This is a genomic window from Brachybacterium sp. NPDC056505 (assembly GCF_042794925.1).
Taxonomy (GTDB): Bacteria; Actinomycetota; Actinomycetes; order Actinomycetales; family Dermabacteraceae; genus Brachybacterium; species Brachybacterium kimchii.
In genome coordinates, this window is sequence record NZ_JBHTSV010000034.1 from 1 (window position 1) to 24,710 (window position 24,710).

The following is a 24,710-nucleotide window of genomic DNA, read 5'->3' on the forward strand; positions in this document are numbered from 1 at the left end:
CGCCAGGCGGGTCGGCCCCTCTCGTACTGCTTGCGTCGGACGTGCCGCCCGCGTCGGACGCGCAGCGAGCGCCAGCCGCGCGGTCCGCGTCAGCCGGTCACCCCGCGTCCGACGGGGTGCTCCCGTCAGACGGGCTCGAGCTCGGTGGCGCGGAGATGGGCTGCGATCTCGGCGCCGATCCTGTCGGCCATCGCGAGGATCCGCCGGCAGCTCTCGAGGTGCCACACGCGCAGGGCGCTGTTGAGGTTCCCCGCGAGGAGCGGGCCCGCCACGAACACGCCGGGGGCAGCCTGGAAGTGCTCGTCCACCTGGAATCCCGTGCGCGAGGTCGAGGAGCGCAGCCCCGACTCGTCCTGGAGGGAGCGCAGGAAGCCGTCGCGGGTCTCGGCGACGTTCTCGAAGCCGGCGCAGTTGATGATGACGCCGAAGGTCCGGTCGAGGGTGGAGATGCCCTCCTCGGTCGAGGTCGTGACCCTCCAGCCGGCGGCGCTGTTCTCCGCGTGCTCGAAATGGCCGCGCACCGCGTGGACCCGCCCGGACTCCAGGAGCGCCGAGGCGGTGCGCTGGTAGTCGCCGCCGGTGGGTCGGGCGAAGCGCCCCACCTTGGTGCCGTAGACGTCGACGTAGAGCTTCTGCTCCGCCGCCGGCAGCCGCTCGAGGATCTGCGAGCACAGCTCCTTCAGCTCGTCCACGGTGTCCTGCTCGCAGAAGCCGCTGGCCATCGCGTCGTCCACGTCCCGCACGACCGCGTCGTACACGGCGCGGGCGGTGAGGTCCGCGTCGGGCGTGTGCGCGGCGTAGTCGGCGAGGTGCCGGGAGCGGTACTCGCCGCGACGGTCCGGGTGGACGGTCCAGGTGTCGGGGATGCCGTGGGTCGCGAGCACGGTCACGTGGTGGTCCCACGCGCGCTCGAGGCCGGCGCGGACGGCCGCGTGCAGCAGCTCGAGCGCATCCGCGTTCGCGCCCACCACGAGGATGTCGCGGCTCGCGCCCTCGGGCATCTCCCGGATCGCGGCGCGCGCCTCCTGCAGGAGGCGGTCCATGCCGTGGAGATGCGTGTCGTCGAGGAAACGGCCGCTGCCGGCGTCCGCGGGATCGTGGCCGAGAATCCGGGTGGGCGGACTGCCGACGGCCAGGACGACGGAGCGCCCGCGCACGCGCGTCCCGCCTCCGGGTGCGCCATCCGCGCCGCCGGCGGCTCCGCCCCCGGTGCAGGCGCCCGGTGCGGCGACGAGGATCTCGAGCTCGCGGTCGGCGCCCGTGCCGGTGCCCGCTCGACGCAGCGAGGCGGCCTCGCCGGCGATCCGGAGGACCTCGACGTCGAACGTGCTCGCGAGGATCTCCTCGACGCGCCCGCGCAGGAAGTGCCCGAACAGTCGGCGGGGGATGAACAGCGCGTCCCACTCGCCACGCCGGATCTCCTCGGCGTGATCCTCCGCCCAGTGCGGGGAGATGCCCAGCGACTCGTCGGCCGCCAGGATCCGCTCCTTCCGGGCCTCCAGCCAGGCGATGAAGTCCTGGCGGATGCCGTCGGGCAGGAACTCGTCGAGCGAGGTGACGATGAGCGACGCGCTGCCCGAGCGCGAGCCGTAGGGCAGGCCCGTGAACATGTCGTCGCTGCGATCGATGACCGCCACGCGGAGCCTGTCGGTCCCCGTGGCCCCCGTTCGCTGCTCCTCCAGGAGCCTCAGCAGGGTCGATGTCCCCGATACCCCTGCGCCGACGATGATGACGTCGGCCGATACGTCGTTCCTGATGTCTTCCGAGATCTTCTGAGTGCTCATCCGCGTTCTCTGTGAGGTTCTGTCTGCAGCAGGATCGGACGCGCTGCGGCCGGGGGGATCCGCTGCGTCCGAGGCGCCCGCCCACCGCGGGCGCGCCGCGTCGATCCTACTCCCCAGTACGGGCATTTCGCCCAGATCGGGCGACGAGGATCTCGTGCCCGCCGGGCGCTCCGCATGCGGCCTGCCCGGATGTGTCGACGGGGTGGGATCCACCCGCCCCGGGCGGCGCCGCGCGTCTAGGGTCGGGGCATGACTCCCGCGTCCGCCCCGTCCGCCGCGCCGTCGGCCCCCGTGCCCGATCCGTTGATCCTGCTCCCCCTGCGCCAGCGCATCCTCGAGAAGCGGCTCGGGGTCCGCGCGGCGCACCTGCACCGCGAGGGCCACGACGACCTCGAGGTGCGCTTCGTCGAGGACACCTCGGAGAACGTCTGGTCGGTGTCCAAGACGGTGACGGCGCTGGCCGCCGGCATCGCGCAGAAGGAGGGCCTGATCGACCTCGAGGACCGTCTCATCGACCATCTGCCCACACCCGCCGGCGGGTACGGCCGCGGCATGGAGCTGGTGCGCCTGCGCCACCTCATCACGATGACCTCCGGGAACCCGATCACCGTGTTCCTGGACTCCGAGCGCGAGGACCCGCACCTCACCGATCTGCTGCTGCGCACGCCGCTGGTGCGCGCGCCGGGGGAGAGGTTCGAGTACTCCAACGGCTCGATCTTCCTGCTCGGGCGCACGATCGCCGAGCGCTCCCGCTCGAGCCTGCGCGACTACCTGCTGCCGCGACTGTTCGAGCCGCTGGGGATCGTGAACCCCCAGTGGCACTCCGACCGCGAGGGCCGCACCTGGGGCGCGACCGGCCTCCACCTGCGCACGCGCGAGGTGGCCCGCATCGGCCGGCTCCTGCTGCAGCGCGGCGCCTGGGAGGGCGAGCAGCTGGTCCCCGCGGAATGGATCGACGCCATGCACGCCGAGTCGTCCTGGGTCCCCACCGGCGAGATGGAGCCGGAGAACACCCGCTACGGCTACGGCGTCTGGAAGTGCTCGGTGCCCGGGGCCTGGCGGGCCGACGGCGCCTTCGGCCAGTTCTCGATCGTGCTGCCGGACCGGCGCGCCGTCGTCACCCTCACCTCCCATCACGAGGCCGGGCCCACGCAGGAGATCCTCCGGGCGGTCTGGCAGGAGCTGCTGCCGCTGCTCTGAGCCGCCGGATACGGGGCCCGACCTGTCTTCTCTCCCACGTCCGGGGGCTGGGCGCACCGGCGATTCACTAGGCTGGATCACGTCATGCGGCCCGCAGGACGGGGTCGCGGATCCGCCGAGTCGTCAGGAGCACGCCATGGCAGTCACCCTCGCCCAGCACCTCGTCACCCAGCTGCGGGACTTCGGTGTCGAGCGCATCTACGGGGTCGTCGGGGACTCCCTGAACCCGATCGTCGACGCCGTGCGCACCACCAAGGGCATCGACTGGGTGCACGTGCGCAACGAGGAGGCGGCCGCCTTCGCCGCCGGCGCCGAGGCGCGCGTGAGCGGGAAGCTCGCCGTCTGCGCCGGGTCCTGCGGCCCGGGCAACACCCACCTCATCCAGGGGCTGTACGACGCCCACCGCGACGGCGCCCCGGTGCTCGCGATCGCCTCGCACATCCCCAGCGGCAAGATCGGCACGGGCTTCTTCCAGGAGACCCACCCCGAGCGCCTCTTCCAGGAGTGCTCGCACTTCTGCGAGATGGTGAACTCCGGCCAGCACGGCGCGGACATGCTGCACATCGCCGCGCAGACGGCGCTCGCGAAGAAGGGCGTCTCCGTGCTCGTGATCCCCGGCGACGTCGCCGACGAGGAGGTCGGGTCGGGCGCCACCAAGGACCTCGCCACCCGCTTCGGCCGCGTCCAGCCCGATCCGGAGACGGTCGAGGAGCTCGCATCGCTGGTGGACCGCGCGAACTCCGTGACCCTGTTCGCCGGTGCCGGCGTGCGCGGCGCCCGCGAGCAGGTGCTCGCCCTCGCCGAGGCCGTGAAGGCCCCCGTCGGCCATGCCTTCGGCGGCAAGGAGTGGATCCAGTACGACAACCCGTACGACGTGGGCATGAGCGGTCTGCTCGGGTACGGCGCGTGCTACGAGGCGATGCACGAGGCCGATCTCGTCATCCTGCTGGGCACCGACTTCCCCTACAGCGAGTTCCTCCCCGACAAGGACGTCACCGTCGTCCAGATCGATGCCGACGGCTCCCGCCTGGGTCGCCGCATCCCGCTCGACCTGGCCGTGAACGGTGACGTCGCCCTGACCATCGACGCGCTGCTGCCGCTGGTCCAGCCCAAGCGCTCGCGGAAGTTCCTCGACGCGCTGCTGCGCAAGCACGAGAAGGCGCTCAAGGGCGTCGTCTCGGCGTACACCCGCAACGTCGAGAAGATGAAGCCGATCCATCCCGAGTTCGTCGCGGCGACCCTCGACGAGCTCGCCGACGACGACGCGATCTTCACCGTCGACACCGGCATGTGCAACGTGTGGGGCGCCCGCTACATCACCCCCAACGGGAAGCGCCGCGTGTTCGGCTCGTGGCACCACGGCACGATGGCCAACGCGCTCCCGCAGGCCATCGGCGCCTCCGCCGGGAACCCGGGCCGCCAGGTCATCTCGATGTCCGGCGACGGCGGGCTCGGCATGCTGATGGGCGAGCTGCTCACCGTGAAGCTCCACCAGCTCGACACGAAGATCGTCGTCTTCAACAACTCGAGCCTGGGCATGGTCAAGCTCGAGATGCTCGTCGAGGGCCTCCCCGACTACGAGACCGACCACGAGCACGTCGACTTCGCGGCGATCGCCGCCGGCGCCGGCATCCACTCGGTGCGGATCACCGACCCCAAGAAGCTCAAGAAGGAGCTGGCGGCGGCCCTCAAGCACAAGGGCCCCGTGCTCATCGACGTGGTCACCGATCCCGCGGCGCTCTCGATGCCGCCCAAGGTCACCTCGCAGCAGATCCGCGGCTTCGCCATGGCCTCCACGAAGGTCGTGCTCGGCGGCGGCGTCGGCAAGATGCTCGACATGGCCGCCACGAACGTGCGCAACATCCCGCGCTGAGGGCGCGGGGCGGCGGAGCCGAGGCGCGAGAGCACGCGGCCCAGGGCTGACCGGCGAGGATCGTGACCAGGTTCTATGACAGATGACAGCCGTTTCTGTCATGGAACCTGGTCACGGCTGCTCTGGGAGCGTCGGTGCAGTCGGTGCAGTCGGTGCAGCCGGCGTCGGCGCCGGCGCGACCCGTCACGTCCGGGTCGCTCGGCGGCTCGTCGGGCCGCCTGGTACGCGTTGTCATGCGCGCTGTCGACCCGACATGCCGTGCCTGGGAGGTAAAAGTTCGGCAAAACGAGCGGCCGGATGTGGTCACGAGGCCTTCTCGCGGTGACGGGGCCGGTGCACGGTAAGGGGTATCCCACGACGGGACCGCAGGTCACGCCTTCGCGTGCCGGTGTTCCTCCTCATCCTCCCCGCCCTTCCCCCGCTTCCCGCACCCCCAGGAGCTCGTCATGTCCGAGGCCCGCCGCACCCCCACCCATCGCGCCGAGGGCGCAGCCGTCTACTTCCGCGGGACGCGCGTCGCCCCGAAGCTCGCCGCCGCGACCGGCGGCGCCGTGATCGCCGCCGGGCTCGGCATGGCCGGCGCGGGCGTCGCCGAGGCCAGCACCCCCGCCGTCTGGGATGACGTCGCCCAGTGCGAGTCGAGCGGCAACTGGTCGATCAACAACGGCAACGGCTTCTACGGCGGCCTGCAGTTCACCCGTTCGACCTGGATCGCCTACGGCGGCGGCACGTACGCGTCGACCGCGGACAAGGCCACCAAGGCCGAGCAGATCGCGATCGCCCAGCGCACGCTGCAGGACCAGGGCCCCGGCGCCTGGCCCGTGTGCAGCGCCCGCGCGGGCCTGACCAAGGCCAACGGCGGCGCCTCCTCGAGCGCGACGCCGTCGAGCAGCTCGAGCTCCTCGTCCTCGAAGGCCTCCAGCTCGACCTCCGGCTCCTCGAAGTCGAGCTCGTCCGGATCGTCCTCGAGCGGCAGGCTCGTGGTCGACGGCAAGTTCGGACCGAAGACCACCGCGAGCCTGCAGTCGTGGGTCGGCGTGAAGGCCGACGGCTCCCTGTCCACGAGCGACATCAAGGCCCTCCAGAAGAAGGTCGGCGCGGTGCAGGACGGCAAGATCGGCTCGGAGACCACGCGCAAGCTGCGCGCGAAGATCGGCTACTCGAACAACGGCGTGTGGGACTTCCGCACCTCCTACTCGACCGTCCGGGCCCTGCAGATCCACCTCAACGGCAACTGATCCGCCGCGGGCGGAGCCTTCCGGGGCCCGGCCCGATTCCCGCCGGTCACATGCATTCCGCCCGGTCGTCGCGTCGCGACGACCGGGCGGTGGTGCGTGTGCGACAGTGTGGACGTGCGGCCGGGGAGCACCGGCCCGTCGTCCCCATGTCGGATCGCGGAGGAATGATGGCCGGTCTCGTCCACCCCGAGAGCATCGAACTGTGGCGGGACTGGGCTCGCTCCCGCGGTGGCCTTCCGCGGCGCCGCGGCTCGGTCGCCGATGCCGTCCGCACGCTGCGCGGCACGCGCGGTCGCGACGACCACTGGGAGGAGCCCCGGTGGGTGCTGCACTCGCGCGAGGGCGAGACCTCGGCACGGGTGGTCATCGGTCTCGAGGACGCCTCCCCGCGCAGCCGCGCCGCCCTGCTCGCCTTCCTCCCGTACCTGCGCGTGGGCGTCGACGTGATCGCCCCGCGCGGCCTGATCGCCCCTGAGCTCGGCGGGCACGACTGGCGCCGGCGGGCGTTCGAGTCCGCGCGCGACGCCGTCCCCTCCGATGCCGCCGCGGTCGTCACCGCCGGTCAGGGCGGGCCGACGGGCGCTGCCCTGCACTCGGTCGCCGAGCGCCGCGGGCTGCAGTCCTTCGTGGTCCAGACCGATGTGCTGACCCCGTACGCCGCGCCGCTGCCGGCGGAGGCGACCGTGCTCTCGTGGTCCGCCGACGACGCCGACTTCTGGCGTTCCGGACGCGAGGACCTCACCCTGCTGGCGGTCGGCTCCCAGCGGCTCTGGCAGCTGGGGCACCACAGCGGGGAGGACGACCCGGCGGTCGAGGGCACCGGGAAGGGCCGCGGGGGCGGTGGCAGAGGCGGCGAGGAGGTCGCCGAGACGCGCAGCGACGACGGCGCGGGGACGCGGGCCGACGCGGGCGCCGACGCGTCGGACGAGGGGGTCGACGACCATGTCGACCCGACGTCCGTGCCTTCGCCCGTCGTGCTGGGGCAGCTCTCGCGCATCGAGCTGCCGAGCCGTCTCGCCGCCGGCGCGGCCTCCTCGTTCTGCCGGGACGGCGTCGCCCGCTATCTGCCCGAGGCGGGGGAGACGGGGCGGCTCGCGCGTACCCAGCACCGGCTCTGGGAGCGACGGGGCATCGAGGTGCTGCCCGCGGGCACGGATCCTCTGACCCTGCGCGCACCGGTGGTCTCGATCCTCGCCGCGGAGGTCCTCGAGGTCGCCGCCCGCGGGGGAGAGGCGTGGGTGCACGCGCCGGGAGCGCCCGGCTGGGTCCACGAGTTCTGGCATCGCTACGGGATGCGCCGCCACGGCACGCCCACCCCGGCGCCCGCGATGCCCGAGGAGGAGCCCGCCGCGCGCATCGCCCGGGAGGTCGAGAACCGCGTCGAGGGCGGCGCATGACGACCATCAGGCGGCGCTTCCGAGAGCGCGCCGCCGCATGATGCGTGCGATCGACGGCCGGATCCAGCACTACGCATGGGGATCGCGAACACGGTTGCCGTGTTTCCTCGGTCAGACATCGGACGGCAGTCCGTGGGCCGAGGTGTGGTTCGGCAGCCATCCAACGGCGCCTTCACTTCTCGACGATGGCAAGACGCTGATGGATCTCATCGCTTCCGATCCGCCGACCCAGCTCGGCGATGGGGTCGCTCGCAGTTTCGGTGATGAGCTCCCGTTCCTCCTCAAGGCGATCGCGCCCGAGCGGCCGCTCTCACTGCAGGTGCATCCGAATCAGGAGCGTGCTGAGGAGTCCTTCGCCGCGGAGAACGCCGCAGGATTGCCCTTGGAGTCCTCCCGGCGCAGCTATCGGGACCCGAAGCACAAACCGGAGCTCCTCGTCGCACTGGAGCCGTTCACGGCGCTGTGCGGATTCCGGGCACCTCGCCGAGCCACCGAGATCCTCGAAGGCCTGGGCACGGATCTCTCGGATCGTCTGCATCGGCTCCTGGTGGAGAACCCCGATGCGCGCGGCATGCATGCGGCGCTGCGCGCACTCCTCTCGCCTTCGCTCCGCCCCGGACCACCACTCGTGCAGCAGGTCGTCGATGCTTGCCGTGATCGTGAGCGACGCGGTGCATCCCCGTCGCCCCGCATCGATCGCATCGTCGTCGAGCTGGCGGAGCACCATCCGGGCGATGCGGGCGTGGTCGCTGCACTCCTGCTCAACCCTGTGTCACTGCAGCCGGGCGAGGCTCTCTTCATCCCCACGGGTACGCTCCATGCGTACCTCGGCGGGTTCGGGGTCGAAGTCACTGCAGCGAGTGACAATGTGCTCCGCGCCGGCCTGACCGAGAAGCGCGTGGATGTCGACGAGCTGCTGCAGTGCGTGAGCGTCGTCGCTGCGCCGCCAGTTCGGATAGCGCCCGAGCGACGCAATGAGATCACCGAGTCTTACTACGCCCCTGTTGATGACTTCGAAGTCTCCTTCACCACTCTTCACGGGGCGACCCACTCGGGGGCGTGGCCGATGCTGGGCAATGGTCCGAGGATCGTGCTCGGCCTCGAAGGGGCTCTTCTCCTCGAGTCGGCGACCAGCAGCATCGCGGTGCGCTCGGGGCAGGCTGTCTTCGTCCCCGCCTCCGAGGGGGAGGTCTGCGTTCGAGGCTCCGGCCGCATTGTGCAGGCGTGCGTTCCCTGATCGCTCCGCTTCCGGATCCGGCATTTGCCGGGTTCAGGCCGATGGCGAGATGAGCTCCCCTCGGTCCCGCGCCTGCCCGATCTGCTCGATGATCTCCTCGACGAACGCAGTCACGCCCTCCGCGCCGGCGACGGGGCCGCCTGCCAGCAGTCCGTCGGCCCCCAGCAGGACGGCGGCAGGGGAGGAGCCCGCCCGGAGTGAGATCGCAAGGTTGCCCTCGATGTCCCTGGCGAGGCTGTCGCCGGCGCGCTCTCGCACTGACGGGGCGAGGCCCGCCGGATCCGCACGGACGAGCGTGCGCACGCTCACGGTCTCCTCGAGTGCCGCGCGCCAGGGCCCGACCGCGTTCAGCACCCTCTCGCACGGACCGCAGCCGGGACGCACCCAGATCAGCAGCGCCGCGCGCTCGGCGGTCAGTGACGCGAGGGAGACGGGCTCCTCGCCGCTCCTCTGCAGCATGCCGAACGGCGTCGGCGTGCGCTCGTAGTCGAGATCCGCATCGTCCGCAGAGCCCGTTCGCGGATCCTCGCCGTCCGACGGCTCGTGCGCGGAGGGGCGATCGCCGACGGTGGCCGTGCCCGGTCCGGTCTCGCTCCTGCGCGAGGTGCCTCCGAGGGTGAGCAGAGTGAGGACCCCCGTGAGGAGCACCGCGAGGACAAGCTGCACCAGGAGCCCGGACGCGTCCGCGGCCGCGTGTGCGGGGAGAGAGCGGGCGGTGCCGATCACCGTGAGAGCCCCCAGCGCCAGCAGCAGCGTGTTGCGCACGAGGGTGGTCCGGGAGACCGTCGGGGAGCCCAGGGTTCCGAAGCATGAGCAGGACACGGACTCTTCGAATCGGAGGGCCCTGGCGATGATCGCCCAGTAGAGGACGAGCAGCACGACGATGAGCACGGAGAATGCGAGGGGCACGAGAGGAACGGGCAGCCAGATCCCGAGCGCGAGCGCGATCTCCGCACCGGGCAGAAGCAGCGCCGCGGGGGCATGGGCGCGTGGAAGGGGGAGGCGCAGGGACACCATCGCGTCCTGTGTTCCGCGCCTGTCACCGAGCTTCGCGGCACCGCTGATCAGCAGCGTCAGACTGACCAGCAGCTGGGCGGTGAGCAGCAGGATCGGCACCGGACCAGGGTACTCGAGTCGCTGCTGTCCGCGAGATGCCCCGCACACGAGAGCATGCGTACGCCGTCCCACCCCTCGACACCCTCCGTATCCTTGATCGGGTGACCGCTCCCGACCCCAGCACCCGTCCTGCCCCGACCGCCCAGGCGCCCGCGCACCCTCGCCGGGTGCTGTTCGTGCTCCTGCTCCCCCTGTTCATGGCGCTGGTCGCGGTCTCGGTCATCAACGTCGCGCTCACGCCCATCGGTCACTCCCTGAAGGCGGACTCCGAGGGCCTGCAGTGGGTGCTCTCCGGGTATGCCCTCGCCTTCGCCGTGCTGCTCGTCCCGGCCGGGCGCGTGGGCGATGCGACCGGCAAGAGGCGCATCCTGCTCCTCGGCGTCGGCCTGTTCACCCTGGGGTCCCTGATGGCCGGGCTCTCGCCGAACGTGGGAGTCCTGAACATCTCGCGGATCCTGCAGGGCCTCGGCTCGGGACTGCTGAACCCGCAGTCGATCGGCCTGATCCAGGTGAACTTCCGCGGCCAGGCCCGCGCGAAGGCCTTCGCGATGTTCGGCACCACGGTCGCCGTCGCGACCGCCGTCGGCCCGGTCATCGGCGGTCTGCTCATCCAGGTCCTCGGTGAGGACATGGGCTGGCGCTGGATCTTCTTCTCCAACGTCCCGATCGGCATCCTCGCGATCGTGCTGGGCCTGCTGTGGATCCCCAACGACAAGCTGCGTACCAAGGACGCCAAGCCCGACCTCGACCCCGTCGGCACCATTCTGCTCGCCCTCGCGATCCTCATGATCATGCTGCCGTTCCTCGAGCGCTCGGTCTCCGCGCTCGTCTGGCTGCTGCTGCCGCTCGGGCTGCTGCTCGTCTTCGGCTGGGTGACCTGGGAGAACCGCTACCGCCGCGGCGGACGCCCGCCGATGGTGGACCCCGACATCTTCCGCAGCCCGCCCTTCCGCAACGGCATCATCATCGTCACCGTCTACTTCCTGGGCTCCACGAGCATCTGGATCGTGCTACCGCTGTTCCTGCAGATGCATCTGGACCGCACACCCTTCGAGGCCTCCATCATCGGCCTGCCGTCCTCGGTCGCGGCGATGATCTCCTCGCAGCTCGGCGGTCGCTATGTGCTGCGCCTGGGCAGGCGACTCGTGATCGCGGGCTTCGTCGTCGTCCTCGTCGGCCTCGCCCTGGTCGCGGTCATGGCCGGGGTCGTCGAGAGCGGTGTGCTGCCGTTCTGGACCCTCGCGGTGCCGCTCACGCTGGTGGGCATCAGCCAGGGCATGACGATCTCCCCGAACCAGACCCTCACCCTGAACGCGGTGGACCCGCGCTACGGCGGCGTCGCCGGCGGCATCCTGTCGCTGGGCCAGAGGATCGGCGCGGCCGTCGGCACGGCGCTCATCCCCGGCATCCTGTTCTCCCTCACGGAGAACGGCACGCCCTGGGTGGAGGCCTTCATCATCACCCTCACGGTGATCATGCTGATGGCGATGGCGGCGCTCGGCGTCAGCGTCGTCGACCGCAAGCGCGAGAGGGTCACCGGGACCGACGCCTGACCGGGAATGCGTGGGGTTCCGACGACGGCCGCAGGTGGGGGTCCAGCGGAGGCGGGGGCTTGGCTGGGGCGCTTCGGGGGCAGCGCGCCTGCCGACCGTCGTCGGTTGCTCGAAAGCTACGCGGCGGGACGTTGCACGAAGGTTGCACGCGCGTGATCGCCACGGTGACGCAGAGCAACATTCCGTTGCTCCTGCTGGTCACGGGCCCGTGCGGGAGGGCCGTCCGTCGGCTCCCGGGTGCTCAGCGGACGTCCGCACGCGTCCGCTCCTCCTGCTCCTCCGCCTCGAGAGCCTCCGCACGGGTGGTCGCGGCAGCGCGCTCCGGGGCATCGGGCGGGGCCAGGGTGAGCACGGCCATCAGCACCTCGAGGTCGCTCTCGTTCTCGGGGAGCTGGGCGTACCGCCACAGCTGCTCGTGGTCGGCGTTCTCGAGCATGAGCGCCCGCACCACGGCCGACGTCCGCTCGCGCAGCCGTCGGATCTCCGGCGCATCGCTGGCGGGCAGCAGGCGGCCCTCGTAGTGCGCGAGGACCTCGTCGACGTCCCCGCCGTCCACCGCGGCGCGCGTGCGCAGCAGGTCGCTGTCGAGCTCCCCCTGCAGGCGGTAGGGGCGCGAGTCGAGTGACAGCGCATCGCCCGCGAACCCCTGGAGCACGCGGCGCAGGCGCAGCACCTCGGCGCGCACCGTGCCCACCGCATCGACCGACCCGTACAGGGACTCCGCGATCTCGCCGGCGCCCAGCCCGTCGGGATGCAGATGCAGCAGGGTCAGCAGCTCCGCGTGACGGCCGGAGAGGCACGCCGTGACCCGTCCGCGCCGGATCAGGGAGGTGCGCCGACCGGTGAGCAGCAGCTCGAGGTCACCGGTGCGCGGGTCCGCCACGGTCCGCTGGAAGCGCAGCATCGGGGCGGGATCCGCCCCTCGTCGCCGCGGTGGGGGAGCTCCGCCTGGGCGGCGCGGGCGGCGGCCCGCAGCAGGGGCAGCACGAGCGGGCCGACGGCGCGTTCGTCCCCGGTCACGTCGATGACGCCGAGGACCTCGCCGCTCGCGGGATCCAGCAGCGGCACCGCGCTGCAGCTCCAGCCCTGGATCACCTCGACGTAGTGCTCCGCGCCGGCCACCTGGATAGCGCTGCCGCTGGCCAGGGCGAGGGCCGGGGCGTTCGTGCCCATGGCGTCCTCGGACCAGTCCGCACCGACCACGAAGCCGACGTCCTCGGCGAGGGTGCGCTGCGGCGAAGGGCCCTCGAGCCACAGCAGCCGTCCCTGCTCGTCGCCGAGCGCGACCAGCAGCCCGGCCTCGACGGCGGGTTCGATCAGCCGCTCGTGGAGCAGGGGGAGGACGGCGCTGAACACGTGCCGGCGACGGACCTCGGCGAGCTCGGCGCCGGAGACGCCCGCGCGCACGGGCGCCGACGCATCACGGGGGAGCAGGTCCAGGGAGCGCCGCCAGGACTCGAGCACAGGGCCGCGGACCATGCTGCGCTCGTTCTCGGGCGAGGTCGCCGCGGGCAGGTCCTCGTGCGCCCGCAGCACCCCGTGCTGGTATCCGGCGTCCGTGGGGAGCCGGCCGGCGCGGGAGGGCAAGTGCATGTGCCACCTCCCGGTGCGGCAGCGCCCCCGACTCTCGATGCGCGCCGACGATCCGAGCGTACGCCACGAAACGGACTTTCCGGAGAGGAGGCGGGGCGTTCCGCGCACGGGCGCGGGGCGCTGCGATCGGCCCGGCAGCCTCCGTCGCGGACGGCACGGGGCCACGGGGGAGCGGCGTGCGCCGCGACCCCGAACACGTCGGCCGCCCGAGAGTGAGCGCACATCGACTCCCTGCGCCCGAGGACGGGCCTGTATGATCCGAAATGTACGTTTTGGGAGTCGGTTCCGGCCGCATACGTGGTCGAGGCCAGGCGTGCGCCGCCGCCTCGACGCTCCCATCATCAGAACGCGCTCGCGAAGAACTGAGGGACCCGTGTCCGCCGAACCAGCCCCGCGCATCAGCGTCATCATCCCGGTCTTCAACGGCGAGCCCTTCCTCTCGGAGCAGCTGGACGCGCTCGCCGCCCAGGACTTCGCCGAGCCCTGGGAGCTCATCGTCTCCGACAACGGCTCGACGGACGGCACCCGGGCCCTGGCGATGTCCCGCCGCGGGTCGTTCCCCGTGCCCCTGCGCATCCTGGATGCGAGCGCTGAGCGCGGCGTCAACTTCGCGCGCAACGCCGGGATCCTCGCGGCCCGGGCCGAGAAGATCGCGTTCTGCGACGCGGACGACCGCGTCTTCCCCACCTGGCTGCGCGCGGCATTCGAGGAGCTCGACACGCACGAAGTCGTCCAGGGCCCCCTCCACGTCATGCGCACCGCCCGGGATTCGAACCCGCCCGTCCTGCGCCACGCGATCGCCGAGCGGACGGCCGCCTGCGGGAACCTCGGCATCCGCCGGGAGACCCTCGACCGGCTAGGCGGGTTCGACGTCTCCTGCGTGCGCTACGGCGTCGCCGACATCGAGTTCGCCTCCCGCATGTGGAAGGCGGGCGTGAAGGACGCGCTGGTGCCGGAGTTCGGGATCGACTACCGGCTCATGGAGTCCTCCTGGGGCTTCCTGCGCAAGATCTGGTCCAGCTGCATCGCCGAGGTCGAGGTGTGGCGCCGCCACCCCGAGGCCTACCCGGACAAGCAGGGGCGGGGCTATGTCGCCCGCGAGGCGCTCCTGTTCGTCCCGCACATCGTGACGGCCGCGCGCGGCGGCGGGCTGCGGCGGGCGGTGCGCGTGGTCATCACGCTCGCTGCGCACGCGGTGGCCATGCTGCCGCCGGCTTCCGAGCTGCCCGCGCCGCGGCTGCTGGACTCCATGCCGGCAGTTCCCGAGGTCGGGGCCGACGAGGCAGGGGTCGACGACGAGCGCGTGGCGAACTGACGGCGCCCGGATCGCGCGGCGCAGCCTGCTCGCCGGAGCCGTGATCGCCGCCGGCGCGATCCCGGGCGTCCGGCCGGGCCCTCCCTCGCAGCCCGAGTGCGGCGGCTCCCTGCGGTTCGGCTTCACCGGCGCGGAGGTCCACGACGCCTCCGCGCTCGACGACGCCCTCGCGCAGCTCGAGGAGATGGCAGCACTCGGCGCCAGGGTCGTGCGCTGCGGGATCGGCGACACCCAGGTGCTGCGCAGCTGGGGGACCACCGCGCAGAGCGCGGCGCTCGCACCCGACAGGGTCAGCGCGATCCACCGCGTGTTCGCGCGCGCCCGGGAGCTCGGCATGGACGTATGGATGATGCTCATCGTGAGCTACCCCGACGAGTCCGCGTCCGCGGCCGACTGGAGGAGGAAGACCGAGCAGTGGTGGCAGCTCGTCGCCGAGGAGTTCGCCGACGAGGTCGCGGTCGTCCAGATCTTCAACGAGGCCGACGGCTCCCACTACCGCTTCCACACGGAGATCGCGGACTCCGATCGGGACTCCTACTACGGGGAGCTCGCCGAGCTGCTCGCGGCCGCCTCGAAGACCTTCCATGCGATGTCCCCGCACGTCCAGGTCACCACCAATCTCAGCGGATGGCCCTCCGGTGACCGGGTCCAGGCGCGGTGGGAGCGCGCACTGGACGTGATCGCCCCGTCGCTCGATCTCGTCACCGTCGACATCTACTTCGACCACGCCGTGGACGACACCGAGATGCCCCGCTTCCCCGCGCGCATCGCCGCGCTGCGGCGCCGCTACGGCAAGCCCGTGGCGATTGGCGAGATCGGCGACCCCACGCAGGGATCCGCGCAGAAGGAGCGGGCCCAGCAGCAGTACTACGAGCAGTACGTGCGGCTGCTGCGGGGGCTGGACCTCAGCTACGTCGTGTTCTACCAGTACCGGGACCGGGCGGCGACCACGGATGCCGAGGCCACGTTCGGGATCACCCGCGCCGACGGCACGGCCAAGCCCGCCCACCGCTGGCTCGAGAACCATCCGCTGCCCTGGAGCTGCGCGTCCGCCTGAGTCCTGCGCCCTGTGACCTGGGGCTTGGCCGCCGAGCTCCGGGACCTGGGTCCCGGAACCAGCGCGGCACGTCAGGTGTGCGAGGGATCCACCTGGGCCACGTCGGCCTGCTCCGACGGCGCGGCGTCCCGCGCCTCGCGCTTCCCCCGACGCCGACGCAGGGCGTCGCGCGCATAGAGCACACCCATCAGGGTCTCGGTCACGATCATCGCGCAGCCGATGCCGTGCGCGCCCCACAGGCTGCCGGTGACGAACAGCAGCACGAGGTGCTCGCAGGCGCCGATGAGGGCGAAGCGGGCGACGAGGCGGAAGCGGTGCTCGGCGGTCGCCTTGAGCATCAGGGCCGTCTCCACACCGCCGATCGCGAGGGCGATGCCGACCAGCTGCGTGACACCGGCCGCAGGCGCCATGTCGGCGCCCAGGTACCAGGGCACCACCATCGGCGCGAAGATCACCAGGCACAGCCCGGCGACGACGTATGCGCTCATGATGCCGATGAGGATCATGCGCTGGAGGGAACTGGTTCCGGGGCCCTCCGAGTGCCCGCGGGTCATGCGGGGGAGCATCGCGTCGACGACGCCGCGCATCACCCCGCGCGCCGCGTTCCCGAAGCGCTCGGCGGCGCTGAAGTAGGCGACGGCCGTCGGGCTGGAGACGACGCCGAGCACGACGGAGTTCGCCGAGCCCATGATGATGCTCGCGACGTTGGAGAAGAACATCGGGGTGGAGTCCCGCAGTGCCTCGAGGGTCTCACTCGCGCGGGGGCGCACCACATGCACGTCCTTCCACCACCACAGGATGATCACCCAGCTGGAGACGGCACTGAGGGCGAGGGGGAACTGCTGCCACGTCATCGCCAGCCAGTCGTCGTCGGCCGAGTTCACGGTGAACACCAGCAGGACGAGGGCGACCAGGCGCGAGACCGCGGTGAGCAGGGCGAACGCCTTCACCCGGCCGGTGCCCTGCAGCAGCCACTTGGGATACATCGCGCCCACTCCGATAAGGAGCAGACCGATCAGGTAGATCGGCCACTGGTCGTGCAGGCCCGGCACGATCAGGACCACGAGCATGAGCACGGCGCTCGCGACGAGCCACAGCCCCGCGGTCGCGGCGAGCGTCGCGAAGGCGACCCGCGACCGTTCTGCGCGGGTCCGGGCGATCGCGATCCTCCGCAGCGCGCTCATCCCGAAGCCGAAGTCGGTGAACTGGACCACGAGCTGCAGCACCGCGAGGGCGAACATGAAGCGGCCCAGGTCCTCGACGCCGAAGACGCGCGCGAGCAGGGGGAGCGAGACCAGCGGGTACGCGAAGGACGCGAGGTACCCGAGACCGACGGCGAGGGCGTCGGAGGCGACCCGCCGTGTGGTGTCCACCGGCGGCGGCACGTCGTCGGCGGGATCCTCGCCCGCCGGACCGGCACCCGCCGGACCAGCGCCCGTCGGGCCGTCAGGGGCCCGGCGGGGCTGCTGCTCGTCGTGGTCCTGGGTCATAGCCGGTCACCGGAGGCGACGGGCCGGGCCGCCGAGGTCCGAGGTGCGGCGGTGCGGAGGATGACGCGGATCCGTTCGCACACCTCGCTGATGTCCTCGGGGGACGACGCCGGCGAGCTCGGCAGGCTCAGGCCCGTGCGGTAGAGCCGGTCGGCGACGCCGTTCAGCAGGCGCGGGTAGCGCTCCGCATCCGCGAACACGGGCTGGCCGTGCATCGGGGCGAAGACGGGGCGCGATTCGATGCCGTCCTCGGCGAGCAGGGCCTGCACGGCCTTCGCGTCCGTGCCCGCGACCTCGGGGTCGATGAGCACGGAGCTCATCCAGCAGTTGTCGCCGTGCTCCGCGCCGCCCAGGATCTCCAGCCCGGGCAGCTCCTCGGCCAGGGCCCGGTACTGGGCCCGGTGGGAGCGGCGGGCGGCGATGAAGTCGTCGAGCTGCTCGAGCTGTGCGAGGCCGAGGGCCGCGAGGATGTTGGAGAGCCGGTAGTTGAACCCGATCTCGCGGTGCTCGTAGTGGAGTACGGGTTCGCGCGCCTGCGTGGCGAGATGGCGTGCACGATCGGCCAGCGCCGGATCGTCGGTGAGCACGGCGCCGCCCGAGGACGCGGTGGCGATCTTGTTGCCGTTGAAGGAGAACGCCGAGACGAGACCGGCCGAGCCTGCGCGGCGGCCCTGGGCGTCGGTCGCCCCGAGGGACTCGGCGGCGTCGACGACGAGGGGCACCCCGTGGGCGTCCGCGATCGACTGCAGGCGGTCGTGGTCGGCGACCTTGCCGTAGAGGTCGACGGCCAGCACCGCGCCGACCCTGCGGCCGGAGTCCCCGATCTCGCCGAGGGCGCGGTCCACCAGCGCCGGGTCGATGCTGCCCGTCTCGTCGGAGTCCACGAACATCGGCGTGGCCTGCGCGAGGACGATCGAGGACGCCGAGGCGATGAACGTCAGCGTCGGGCACACGACCACGTCGCCGGGACGTACGCCCGCGACGAGCAGGGCCAGATGGAGGGCGGCGGTCCCGGAGGAGACCGCGACGGCCCGGTCGCGCCCCGCGAGCTGCGCGGCGCGCGCCTCGAAGGCGTCGAGCTGCGGGCCCGCGGGGGCGATCCATCCGGACTCGACGGCGGCGATGAGAGCGTCGCGCTCGCGCGCGCCGACGGTGGGGACGGACAGGGGGATCCTGGGACTCATCGGCTGGAGACCTCCTCGACGGGGTGGAGCGCGGCGCTGCCGCGGAAGGTGTCCGCGCCGTCCAGGACGGAGCGGCCGAAGGTGACGATGCTGTCGAGGTCCGACTCGGGCTGCGGCAGCGTCACGGGATCGATGGGATGGCCCAGGACGTGGAACACACGATCGTGGCGACCCACCACGTCCTTCTCGTCCGGGGTGAACAGGACCTCGTGCAGCTTCTCGCCGTGGCGCAGGCCCGTGTAGCGGATGGGGCAGGTGGTGTCCATCAGCGCCATCATCCGGCGGGCGATGTCGACGATCCGCACGGGGCTGCCCATGTCGAGCACCAGGATCTCGCCGCGGTTGCCCACGGCGCATGCGAACAGCACGAGCGCGCAGGCCTCGGGGATCGTCATGAAGTAGCGGGTGACGTCCTCGTCGGTCACCGTGACGGGACCGCCGTGGCGGATCTGCTCGGCGAAGGCCGGGATCGCCGAGCCGCGGGACCCGATGACGTTCCCGAAGCGGACGGAGGCGAACACGGCGTCGGTCGTGGCGGCGGCGCTCGCGGTGAGGCCCTCGGCCACGCGCTTGGAGGCGCCCAGCACGCTCGTCGGGTCGGCGGCCTTGTCCGTGGACACGTTCACGAAGCGCTGGACGCCGTGGCTGCGGGCAGCGGCGATCACGTTCTGGGTGCCGTGGACGTTGGTCTTCCACGCCTCCTCGGGGTAGCTCTCGAGCATCGGCAGGTGCTTGAGGGCGGCCGCGTGGAACACGATCTCGGGGCGGTGGCGGGCGAAGACCTCGTCGAGCGCCTCGGGGTCCCGGATGTCCGCGAGCACGAAGTCCGGGGTGTCCAGGAGGGCGGAGCCGCTGAGGCTCATCGAGAGCGCATGGAGCGCGGACTCGTCGCGATCGAGCATGATCAGCGAGGCCGGGTCCATCGCGTGGATCTGTCGGCACAGCTCGGAGCCGATGGAGCCGCCGGCGCCGGTGACGAGCACGCGGTGTCCGGTGATCATCGAGCGGGCGAGCGTGAGGTCCGGGAAGCTCGTCGGCCGGCCGATGAGGTCCGCGACGTCGATGTCTCGGATCGAGCCGACCCCGGGCTTCACGCCCAGCATCTCCCGCGCCGACGGCACGGTGCGGACCCAGTGGTCCGTCCCCGCGAGCTGCTCGGCGATGTCCGCATAGAGGTCGGCGTCGGCCCGGCCGATCGCGACCACGGCACCCTCGGCGCCGGTCTCGGCGATCACCTCGGCGAGCTGCGAGGTGGTCCCCCTGACCCTCACCCCGCGGAAGCTGAAGCGCCGACGCGCAGTGTCGTCGTCCACGAAGGCGACGGGCAGGTACGCGCCGTCCTTGTCGCGCAGCATCTGCTCGACCAGCGTCGTGCCGACGAGCGACGCGCCGACGACGACCACGGGCGTGCCCGAGAGAGGACGGCTGCCCCGGTCGAGCCACACGCGCAGCAGGAACCGCGACGTGCCGGCGAGGACGACGGTCAGTGCCCACGCCAGCAGGATCTCGACGAGCGCGCCCGTGCCCGCGGTGGCGAGACCGACGATCAGGACGGCGACGAGCGGCACCAGGCTGGTCGCGACCAGCAGGCGGAACTCGGCCGCGGACCCGATCGCGACCCGCCGCAAGTACAGGCCTGTGACCAGGCCCGCCGCGAACTGGACGATGACCGCGACGGCGCCGAGCAGAAGCGTCTCCATCGGCGCCAGACGCGAGGAGATCAGCAGGACGAAGGCCCAGGAGACGATCGCGAGGACTGCGTCGGACGTCCCGAGGACGGCGACCGCGACCTGTGGCGCGTTCCTCTGGAGCCCTGGACGCTCCGCTCTGCTCTGGTCGGTTTCCGTGTTCATGGTTTCCCCCTCATGAGTTCTCTGATGTGGACACGCGCACTGGAGCGTCCGCACGCGCCGGATGGTCCTCGGGATCCGCGGGATCCGCGGGATCCGCCGCGGTGAGGCGCTCGTCGATCCGTCCGAGCTCCCGCGCCGGGACGCCCCGGTGCCGTGAGAGATCGCGGGCGGCCTCTGCCGACGCGACCACGACACCGCGCACGCGAACGCCGTGACCGCGCGCGAAGCGAGCGGCGTGCTGCAGCGTGCGCACCGAGCAGGCGGCGCTGACCACGAGCACCGCTCCCGCCCCGACGGGAAGCTCGGAGAGCTCGTCGGTCAGCTCGAGGCGGCGGATCACGGTCTCCGCCTCGGCGCCGGACCGGGCGCCGGTCCGGATCTGCGCGTCGGGCTCTGCCGCGGACGCGGCCCGCTGCAGTGCGGAGAAGGCTCGCTCGTCGATCGACCCGACGCCGACCAGGGCGATCATGGGATCACCGAGGCGGCGGACACGGCCGCCGATCCCTGCGGCCGTCGTGGGCAGCCCTCGGCGGGAAGCGTCGCGATGCAGTCGCGCCCCGCGCGGTGCGAGCGTTCCGAGCACGGGGGCGTCGGCCAGATAGGCGAGCTCGCGCGCGTTGCGGGGCGGGCGTCGGCGACCGGGGCTGAGAAGCGCCAGGAGGAAGGCGGCGAGCAGGCCGAGGATCATCAGTGCGGGGCCGACGACCAGCGGATCGGGGCTGCTGGGAAGCTTCGCGGCGGACGCCTGCTCGAGGATCTGGACCGTGGTGTCCTTCGCGCCGGAGGCGTCGGGAGTCTGGTCGACGAAGGTCTCCGCGGCGGCCTCGGTGAGCGTGCTCGCGGTCTTCGGGGTGTCTCCGGTGCCGGTGATGGTGATGACCGCGGAGTCGGAGTCGGCCTCGTAGGTGAGGCCGTCGCGGACGTCCTGCTCGTCGACGCCGTCGCCGGAGGCCTTCGCGATCGCCCCGAGGCTCGAGTCCGACTCCGCCAGGGCGATGAAGGTGGGCAGCATCGAGTCGATGTAGGTCTGCTGGTCAGCGGCGCGTGCTTCGTCCGACGGGGTGGACTGCACCAGGACCCGAGCGGTCGAGGTGTACTCCTTCGGTGCGATCGCGAGGACCGGCACGGCCAGGAGGGCGCCGATCAGGAGTCCCGCGAGGAGCTTCCACCACGAGGTGGCGAGCAGCTGCCGGAGTCGTTCGGTGCTCATCGGATTCCTTTCGTCGTCGTCACGGGCAGCCCCAGCGACGTGTACGCGGTGAACGAGCGCTCGGCGAGGCCGTCCAGGTCGAAGTCGACCGCGACCTCTCGCGCCGCGGTCCGGCCCAGGGCGCGGCGCTCCCCGGGGGAGCTCAGCAGGCGTCGCAGGGCCTCATGGCCCTCGTCCTCCGTGGTGAAGAGGAGGCCGGTGCGCCCGTCGTCCACGAGGTCGACGATGCCGGTCACCCGGCTGCCGACGATCGGGATCCCCATGGCCTGCGCCTCGAGCAGGGAGACCGGCATGCCCTCGGCCGCGCTCGTGAAGAGGACGATGTCGGTGCGGGCGAGCTCGCGGTGCAGCTGCGCCGGCGTGAGCCATCCGGTGACCTCGACCGACGGGGGGAGCAGGGAGCGATCGCCTTCGCCGAGCCAGGTGAAGCGCGGTGCGTCCGCCCCCTCGGCCCCCGCGGGTGCCTCGGCCGCGCGGGCCGCGCCGCCGACGAAGCGCTCGGCGATCCGACCGAACAGGTCGGGGCGCTTCTGCGAGGCGATCCGGCCGATGTGGGCGACCCGCAGCCGGGGCGCGTCGGGCGCGCCCTCGTGAGTCCCGTCCTGGACGCCGGGGGTGCGCTCTTCCTGCGCTGCGCGGCGCTCCTGCGCGAGCGACCGCGCATCCACGGCATTGGTGAGGATCGCCGTGCGCGCATCGGGGATCGCGCTGCGTGCCACGGCCTGCTCCGAGGGGGAGCAGGCGATGATCGCGGATGAGATCCGTGCGCCGAGCCGTTCGAGGGACCGGTACGCGATGCGCCGTGCGCGCGAGGTGTCGGGCCGGTCGAAGGCGAAGCTGTGCGGGCTGTAGACCACGGTGGAGCGTCGGCCTGCGATCAGGGCCGCGATGCGGCCGAGCATCCCCGCGAACGACGAATGCAGGTGCACGACGTCGAAGTCCCCGCGCGCGATCAGTCCGGGGAGCCGGGCGCCGAGCGCGGGGACTCCCAGGCGCGGCGAGCGGCTCAGCCGGACCACGCGGACGCGCGGCCCCACCATCTGCTGGATCTGGTCAGGGGCCGGGGAGACGGTGCGGGGCGACCAGGCGTAGGTGACCTCGACCCCCGGGACCTCGGCCTGGGCGCGGGCGATCGCCGTCGAGGACGACAGCACGCCGGCGAACGATGCCTGGGTGACGTGGAGGATCCTCATAGGACCGCCTCCTGCGGCCGACGGGTCGGGTGCGGGGTGAGGGCGGTGGGCACGTCCTGCGCCCGTGCCTGCGCCTGTGGCGAGGGCTGCTCGTCCGCCTGTGTCCGCGCGTGGGGCTCGGCCCCCGCGCCCGCCCGACCGATCGAGGACGGCAGCATCGCCAGGAACAGAGGGAGCAGCGGTGAGAGATGCTTGAGACACGAGCCGAAGTCCGGTTCGAACAGCGCCTGGACCAGCAGGAATGCCAGCAGCAGGGCGGCGCAGCGGCTCGCGGTGACCCGCGCGCGGGGCTGCGTAGGCGCCGTCCGGCCCTGCACCGCGCCCCGGACGACGGGCAGCAGCACGGTGAGCCAGATGCTCAGGATGAGCACGGCGCTGACCATGTGGTACGGGCTCAGTGAGAGCAGAAGCGGCACCGGGACGACCATCAGGATCAGCATCACCAGCGCCGCGACGACCCCCATCGGCCCGGCCGCGTCCGGCAGCGGGCTCACGATCAGCGAGGCGACGTCCCCGGTGGTCTCGCGGGTGCCGTTGACCGCCGTGCGCTGGGACTGCAGTCCGCCGCCCAGCACCGTGAGGAACGCCGGCTGCAGTGCGGCGTACACGAGCACGGGCACCACGAGCAGCCAGATCGGGCGCTTCAGGTATCGGAAGGCCAGACGCCACAGCACGTAGAGCGCCGCGACCAGGATCCAGTACGGGCGGACGGCGGCGCCGTAGGCGAGGCACGCACCCACGACCACGATCTCGCCCTGCCAGCGCCGCGGCGCCGCGAGCACCAGGAGCATCACGACCAGCGTGAGCAGCTCCTTGCTGTACTGGCCCAGGTAGGCGACGGACAGCAGCACGCTCGCGGCGACGGCGGTCAGCGAGATGACGCCCATGTGCCGGATGCGACCCCATCCGATCGCCGCGAACATGCCCACGAGGAACAGCGCTTCGCCGAGCAGGGCCGCGAGGGAAGGGGCGTCGGCCAGACCCAGCCCCCGGTACAGCGCTGCGACCATCTGGAACGAGGAGTCCGAGAGGTACGCGTGCTGCGGATCCATGGCGTCGCGGAGGTGGCCGTCGTCCAGCAGGAACTGCGCGGGCAGCACGAAGCGGGCGACGAGCGCCGCCAGCAGCGCCGCTCCGGCGAGGACGACGACGGTGATCTGGTTCCCGAGCCCGGTGCTCTGATTGTTCTCCATCAGAGGACCGCCCTGTCGTGTGACGGCCGATCCTCGGCCGGCGTGCCGCCGTCGGCCCGGCCGGCGATGACCTCGCAGGCCTCCACGAACTCGCTCACGGCGTCGGCCGCGCCGGCCGTGCGTGCCTTCTCGCCCATCGCCCGGAAGCTCTCGGGGGCCGCGGCGAGGTCCACGAGTCGCCGGGCGGTGGTGTCGAGATCACCGTGATGCTGGATGCAGTCCTGTCCGTCGGAGGTGTCCGCGGCGAGCTGACCGACGGGTGTGAGCACGCAGACGAGCCCCGAGGCCAGGGCCTCGTGCGCGGACATCGCGAAGCCCTCGGAATCCGAGAGCTGGACGAACACGTGAGTCCGTGCGATCTCCTCGGAGAGCTGCTCGCGGTCCATCGGGTCGAGGAAGTGCACGCTGTCACCGAGGCCGGCGTCCCGGATCTGCTGGTCGAGTGCGGCCCGCTCGCCGGCGTCGGGCCCGATGAGGGTGAGCTCCGCCCCCGCGTCCCGGATCTCGCGCACTCGCGCCAGGAGGCCCACCACCAGGTCCAGTCGCTTCTGCCGTGCGAGGCGCCCCCAGAAGGCGAGGCGCAGCGGCTCGTCGGGTCGCGGGGCGTCCGTGACGGACGAGGACGACGAGCCGTTCAGGGCGGCCGCCGCCGGCTGCACGATGTGGACCGGGACCTCTCGTCCCGACCTGACGAGGGCGGGGCGCACGAGCTGCGCGGCAGTCGCCTCGGAGTCGCAGATGACGGCGTCGGCGCGGGGGAGGCACCAGGTGTGGACCAGTCGGTCCAGCGGATTCGTATAGCGGGGGAGGTGCACCCAGATCGCCCAGCGCGTGCGTCGCGACACCCGGAGCGTGCGGGCCGCGGCACCGAGTGCGACCGCCCGCCACAGCGAGGTGACCAGGACGTCGGGCCGCGAGGCGCGGACCTCCCGGAGCATGCGCAGAGCGGAGAGGGGACTGTTCACCCCGGAGCCGACGACATGGGCGCGCACCGCCTGCAGGTGCTCGGGCGCGGCGGCGAGGGCGGCGATCCGGTAGCGCGGCCGGGTGCCGGCCGAGGGGCCCTCGAGAGTCCGGCGGAGGTTCTCCGCGGAGGCCTCGACCCCGCCGAAGGCGGTGGTGTGGATCAGATGGAGGACGTGCAGGGGCGCGGTGTCAGCGCGCGATGATGCGTTCTCGACCATTCCATCCCCCGATGTCCTGCATGTTCGTTCCCCACGTGCC

Annotated in this window: 19 protein-coding genes; 8 read left to right on the forward strand and 11 right to left on the reverse strand. The window is 72.1% G+C overall.

The genetic code is table 11. The annotated features are described in order from the left end of the window. Positions 1-125: 125 nt before the first annotated feature. Positions 126-1,784 carry an FAD/NAD(P)-binding protein gene (locus tag ACFQ53_RS14225; protein WP_377860761.1) on the reverse strand — a complete coding sequence of 553 codons (1,659 nt, stop codon included), beginning with the start codon at positions 1,782-1,784 and terminating at the stop codon, positions 126-128. Between the two features lie 249 nt (positions 1,785-2,033). On the opposite strand from ACFQ53_RS14225, the gene ACFQ53_RS14230 reads away from it, so the two are divergent. The 5 genes from ACFQ53_RS14230 to manA all read left to right on the forward strand — a co-directional run bounded on the left by ACFQ53_RS14230 (position 2,034) and on the right by manA (position 8,729). Continuing rightward, a complete protein-coding gene (locus ACFQ53_RS14230; protein WP_377860763.1) occupies positions 2,034-2,984 on the forward strand; it encodes a serine hydrolase domain-containing protein in 951 nt (316 codons plus the stop codon). Between the two features lie 136 nt (positions 2,985-3,120). Further along, positions 3,121-4,857, forward strand: coding sequence for a pyruvate dehydrogenase (locus ACFQ53_RS14235; RefSeq protein ID WP_377860765.1), 1,737 nt, complete (start codon positions 3,121-3,123; stop codon positions 4,855-4,857). A 446-nt stretch (positions 4,858-5,303) separates the two neighbouring features. Then, positions 5,304-6,095, forward strand: a complete 792-nt coding sequence (locus tag ACFQ53_RS14240) for a transglycosylase family protein (RefSeq protein ID WP_377860767.1) — start codon at positions 5,304-5,306, stop codon at positions 6,093-6,095. 167 nt (positions 6,096-6,262) lie between these two features. After that, positions 6,263-7,492 carry a hypothetical protein gene (locus ACFQ53_RS14245; protein ID WP_377860769.1) on the forward strand — a complete coding sequence of 410 codons (1,230 nt, stop codon included), beginning with the start codon at positions 6,263-6,265 and terminating at the stop codon, positions 7,490-7,492. Positions 7,493-7,532: 40 nt separating this feature from the next. Beyond that, on the forward strand, positions 7,533-8,729 hold the full coding sequence (gene manA, locus ACFQ53_RS14250; RefSeq protein WP_377860809.1) for a mannose-6-phosphate isomerase, class I: 1,197 nt from the start codon (positions 7,533-7,535) through the stop codon (positions 8,727-8,729). A 33-nt stretch (positions 8,730-8,762) separates the two neighbouring features. Here manA and ACFQ53_RS14255 read toward each other — a convergent pair whose 3' ends face one another. Further along, positions 8,763-9,845, reverse strand: coding sequence for a DoxX family protein (locus tag ACFQ53_RS14255; protein WP_377860771.1), 1,083 nt, complete (start codon positions 9,843-9,845; stop codon positions 8,763-8,765). A 101-nt stretch (positions 9,846-9,946) separates the two neighbouring features. Between ACFQ53_RS14255 and ACFQ53_RS14260 the strand changes: the two genes are divergently transcribed. Beyond that, positions 9,947-11,398 carry an MFS transporter gene (locus ACFQ53_RS14260; protein ID WP_377860773.1) on the forward strand — a complete coding sequence of 484 codons (1,452 nt, stop codon included), beginning with the start codon at positions 9,947-9,949 and terminating at the stop codon, positions 11,396-11,398. A gap of 241 nt (positions 11,399-11,639) precedes the next feature. Here ACFQ53_RS14260 and ACFQ53_RS14265 read toward each other — a convergent pair whose 3' ends face one another. Both ACFQ53_RS14265 and ACFQ53_RS14270 read right to left on the reverse strand, forming a co-directional pair. Beyond that, complete coding sequence (locus ACFQ53_RS14265; RefSeq protein WP_377860775.1) at positions 11,640-12,302, reverse strand: hypothetical protein; 663 nt, start codon at positions 12,300-12,302, stop codon at positions 11,640-11,642. Then, the gene (locus tag ACFQ53_RS14270; protein ID WP_377860777.1) at positions 12,221-12,991 is read right to left on the reverse strand and encodes a GAF domain-containing protein; all 771 of its coding nucleotides are present in this window, start codon (positions 12,989-12,991) and stop codon (positions 12,221-12,223) included. Before ACFQ53_RS14270 ends, ACFQ53_RS14265 begins: the two co-directional genes overlap by 82 nt. 373 nt (positions 12,992-13,364) lie before the next feature. Here ACFQ53_RS14270 and ACFQ53_RS14275 point away from each other — a divergent pair, with 373 nt between their 5' ends. Together ACFQ53_RS14275 and ACFQ53_RS14280 are read left to right on the forward strand one after the other, a co-directional pair. Continuing rightward, positions 13,365-14,306 carry a glycosyltransferase family 2 protein gene (locus tag ACFQ53_RS14275; protein WP_377860779.1) on the forward strand — a complete coding sequence of 314 codons (942 nt, stop codon included), beginning with the start codon at positions 13,365-13,367 and terminating at the stop codon, positions 14,304-14,306. A 40-nt stretch (positions 14,307-14,346) separates the two neighbouring features. Beyond that, positions 14,347-15,363, forward strand: coding sequence for a glycosyl hydrolase (locus ACFQ53_RS14280; protein ID WP_377860781.1), 1,017 nt, complete (start codon positions 14,347-14,349; stop codon positions 15,361-15,363). Positions 15,364-15,434: 71 nt separating this feature from the next. Here the strand turns inward: ACFQ53_RS14280 and ACFQ53_RS14285 are convergent, their stop codons facing one another. From ACFQ53_RS14285 to ACFQ53_RS14315, 7 genes are read right to left on the reverse strand one after another with little or no spacing between them, the layout of a single operon-like run. Beyond that, on the reverse strand, positions 15,435-16,853 hold the full coding sequence (locus ACFQ53_RS14285; protein WP_377860783.1) for a lipopolysaccharide biosynthesis protein: 1,419 nt from the start codon (positions 16,851-16,853) through the stop codon (positions 15,435-15,437). Continuing rightward, complete coding sequence (locus tag ACFQ53_RS14290; protein WP_377860785.1) at positions 16,850-18,037, reverse strand: aminotransferase class I/II-fold pyridoxal phosphate-dependent enzyme; 1,188 nt, start codon at positions 18,035-18,037, stop codon at positions 16,850-16,852. The genes ACFQ53_RS14285 and ACFQ53_RS14290 overlap by 4 nt, the downstream gene beginning before the upstream one ends. After that, positions 18,034-19,890 (reverse strand): polysaccharide biosynthesis protein, encoded by a 1,857-nt coding sequence (locus tag ACFQ53_RS14295; RefSeq protein WP_377860787.1) that lies wholly within the window; start codon positions 19,888-19,890, stop codon positions 18,034-18,036. The genes ACFQ53_RS14290 and ACFQ53_RS14295 overlap by 4 nt, the downstream gene beginning before the upstream one ends. A 10-nt stretch (positions 19,891-19,900) precedes the next feature. Next, positions 19,901-21,100, reverse strand: a complete 1,200-nt coding sequence (locus ACFQ53_RS14300; RefSeq protein ID WP_377860789.1) for a Wzz/FepE/Etk N-terminal domain-containing protein — start codon at positions 21,098-21,100, stop codon at positions 19,901-19,903. Next, complete coding sequence (locus ACFQ53_RS14305; protein WP_377860791.1) at positions 21,097-22,293, reverse strand: glycosyltransferase; 1,197 nt, start codon at positions 22,291-22,293, stop codon at positions 21,097-21,099. The genes ACFQ53_RS14300 and ACFQ53_RS14305 overlap by 4 nt, the downstream gene beginning before the upstream one ends. Continuing rightward, the gene (locus tag ACFQ53_RS14310) at positions 22,290-23,486 is read right to left on the reverse strand and encodes a hypothetical protein (protein ID WP_377860793.1); all 1,197 of its coding nucleotides are present in this window, start codon (positions 23,484-23,486) and stop codon (positions 22,290-22,292) included. Before ACFQ53_RS14310 ends, ACFQ53_RS14305 begins: the two co-directional genes overlap by 4 nt. Further along, the gene (locus ACFQ53_RS14315; protein ID WP_377860795.1) at positions 23,486-24,670 is read right to left on the reverse strand and encodes a glycosyltransferase family 4 protein; all 1,185 of its coding nucleotides are present in this window, start codon (positions 24,668-24,670) and stop codon (positions 23,486-23,488) included. Before ACFQ53_RS14315 ends, ACFQ53_RS14310 begins: the two co-directional genes overlap by 1 nt. Positions 24,671-24,710 lie beyond the last annotated feature (40 nt).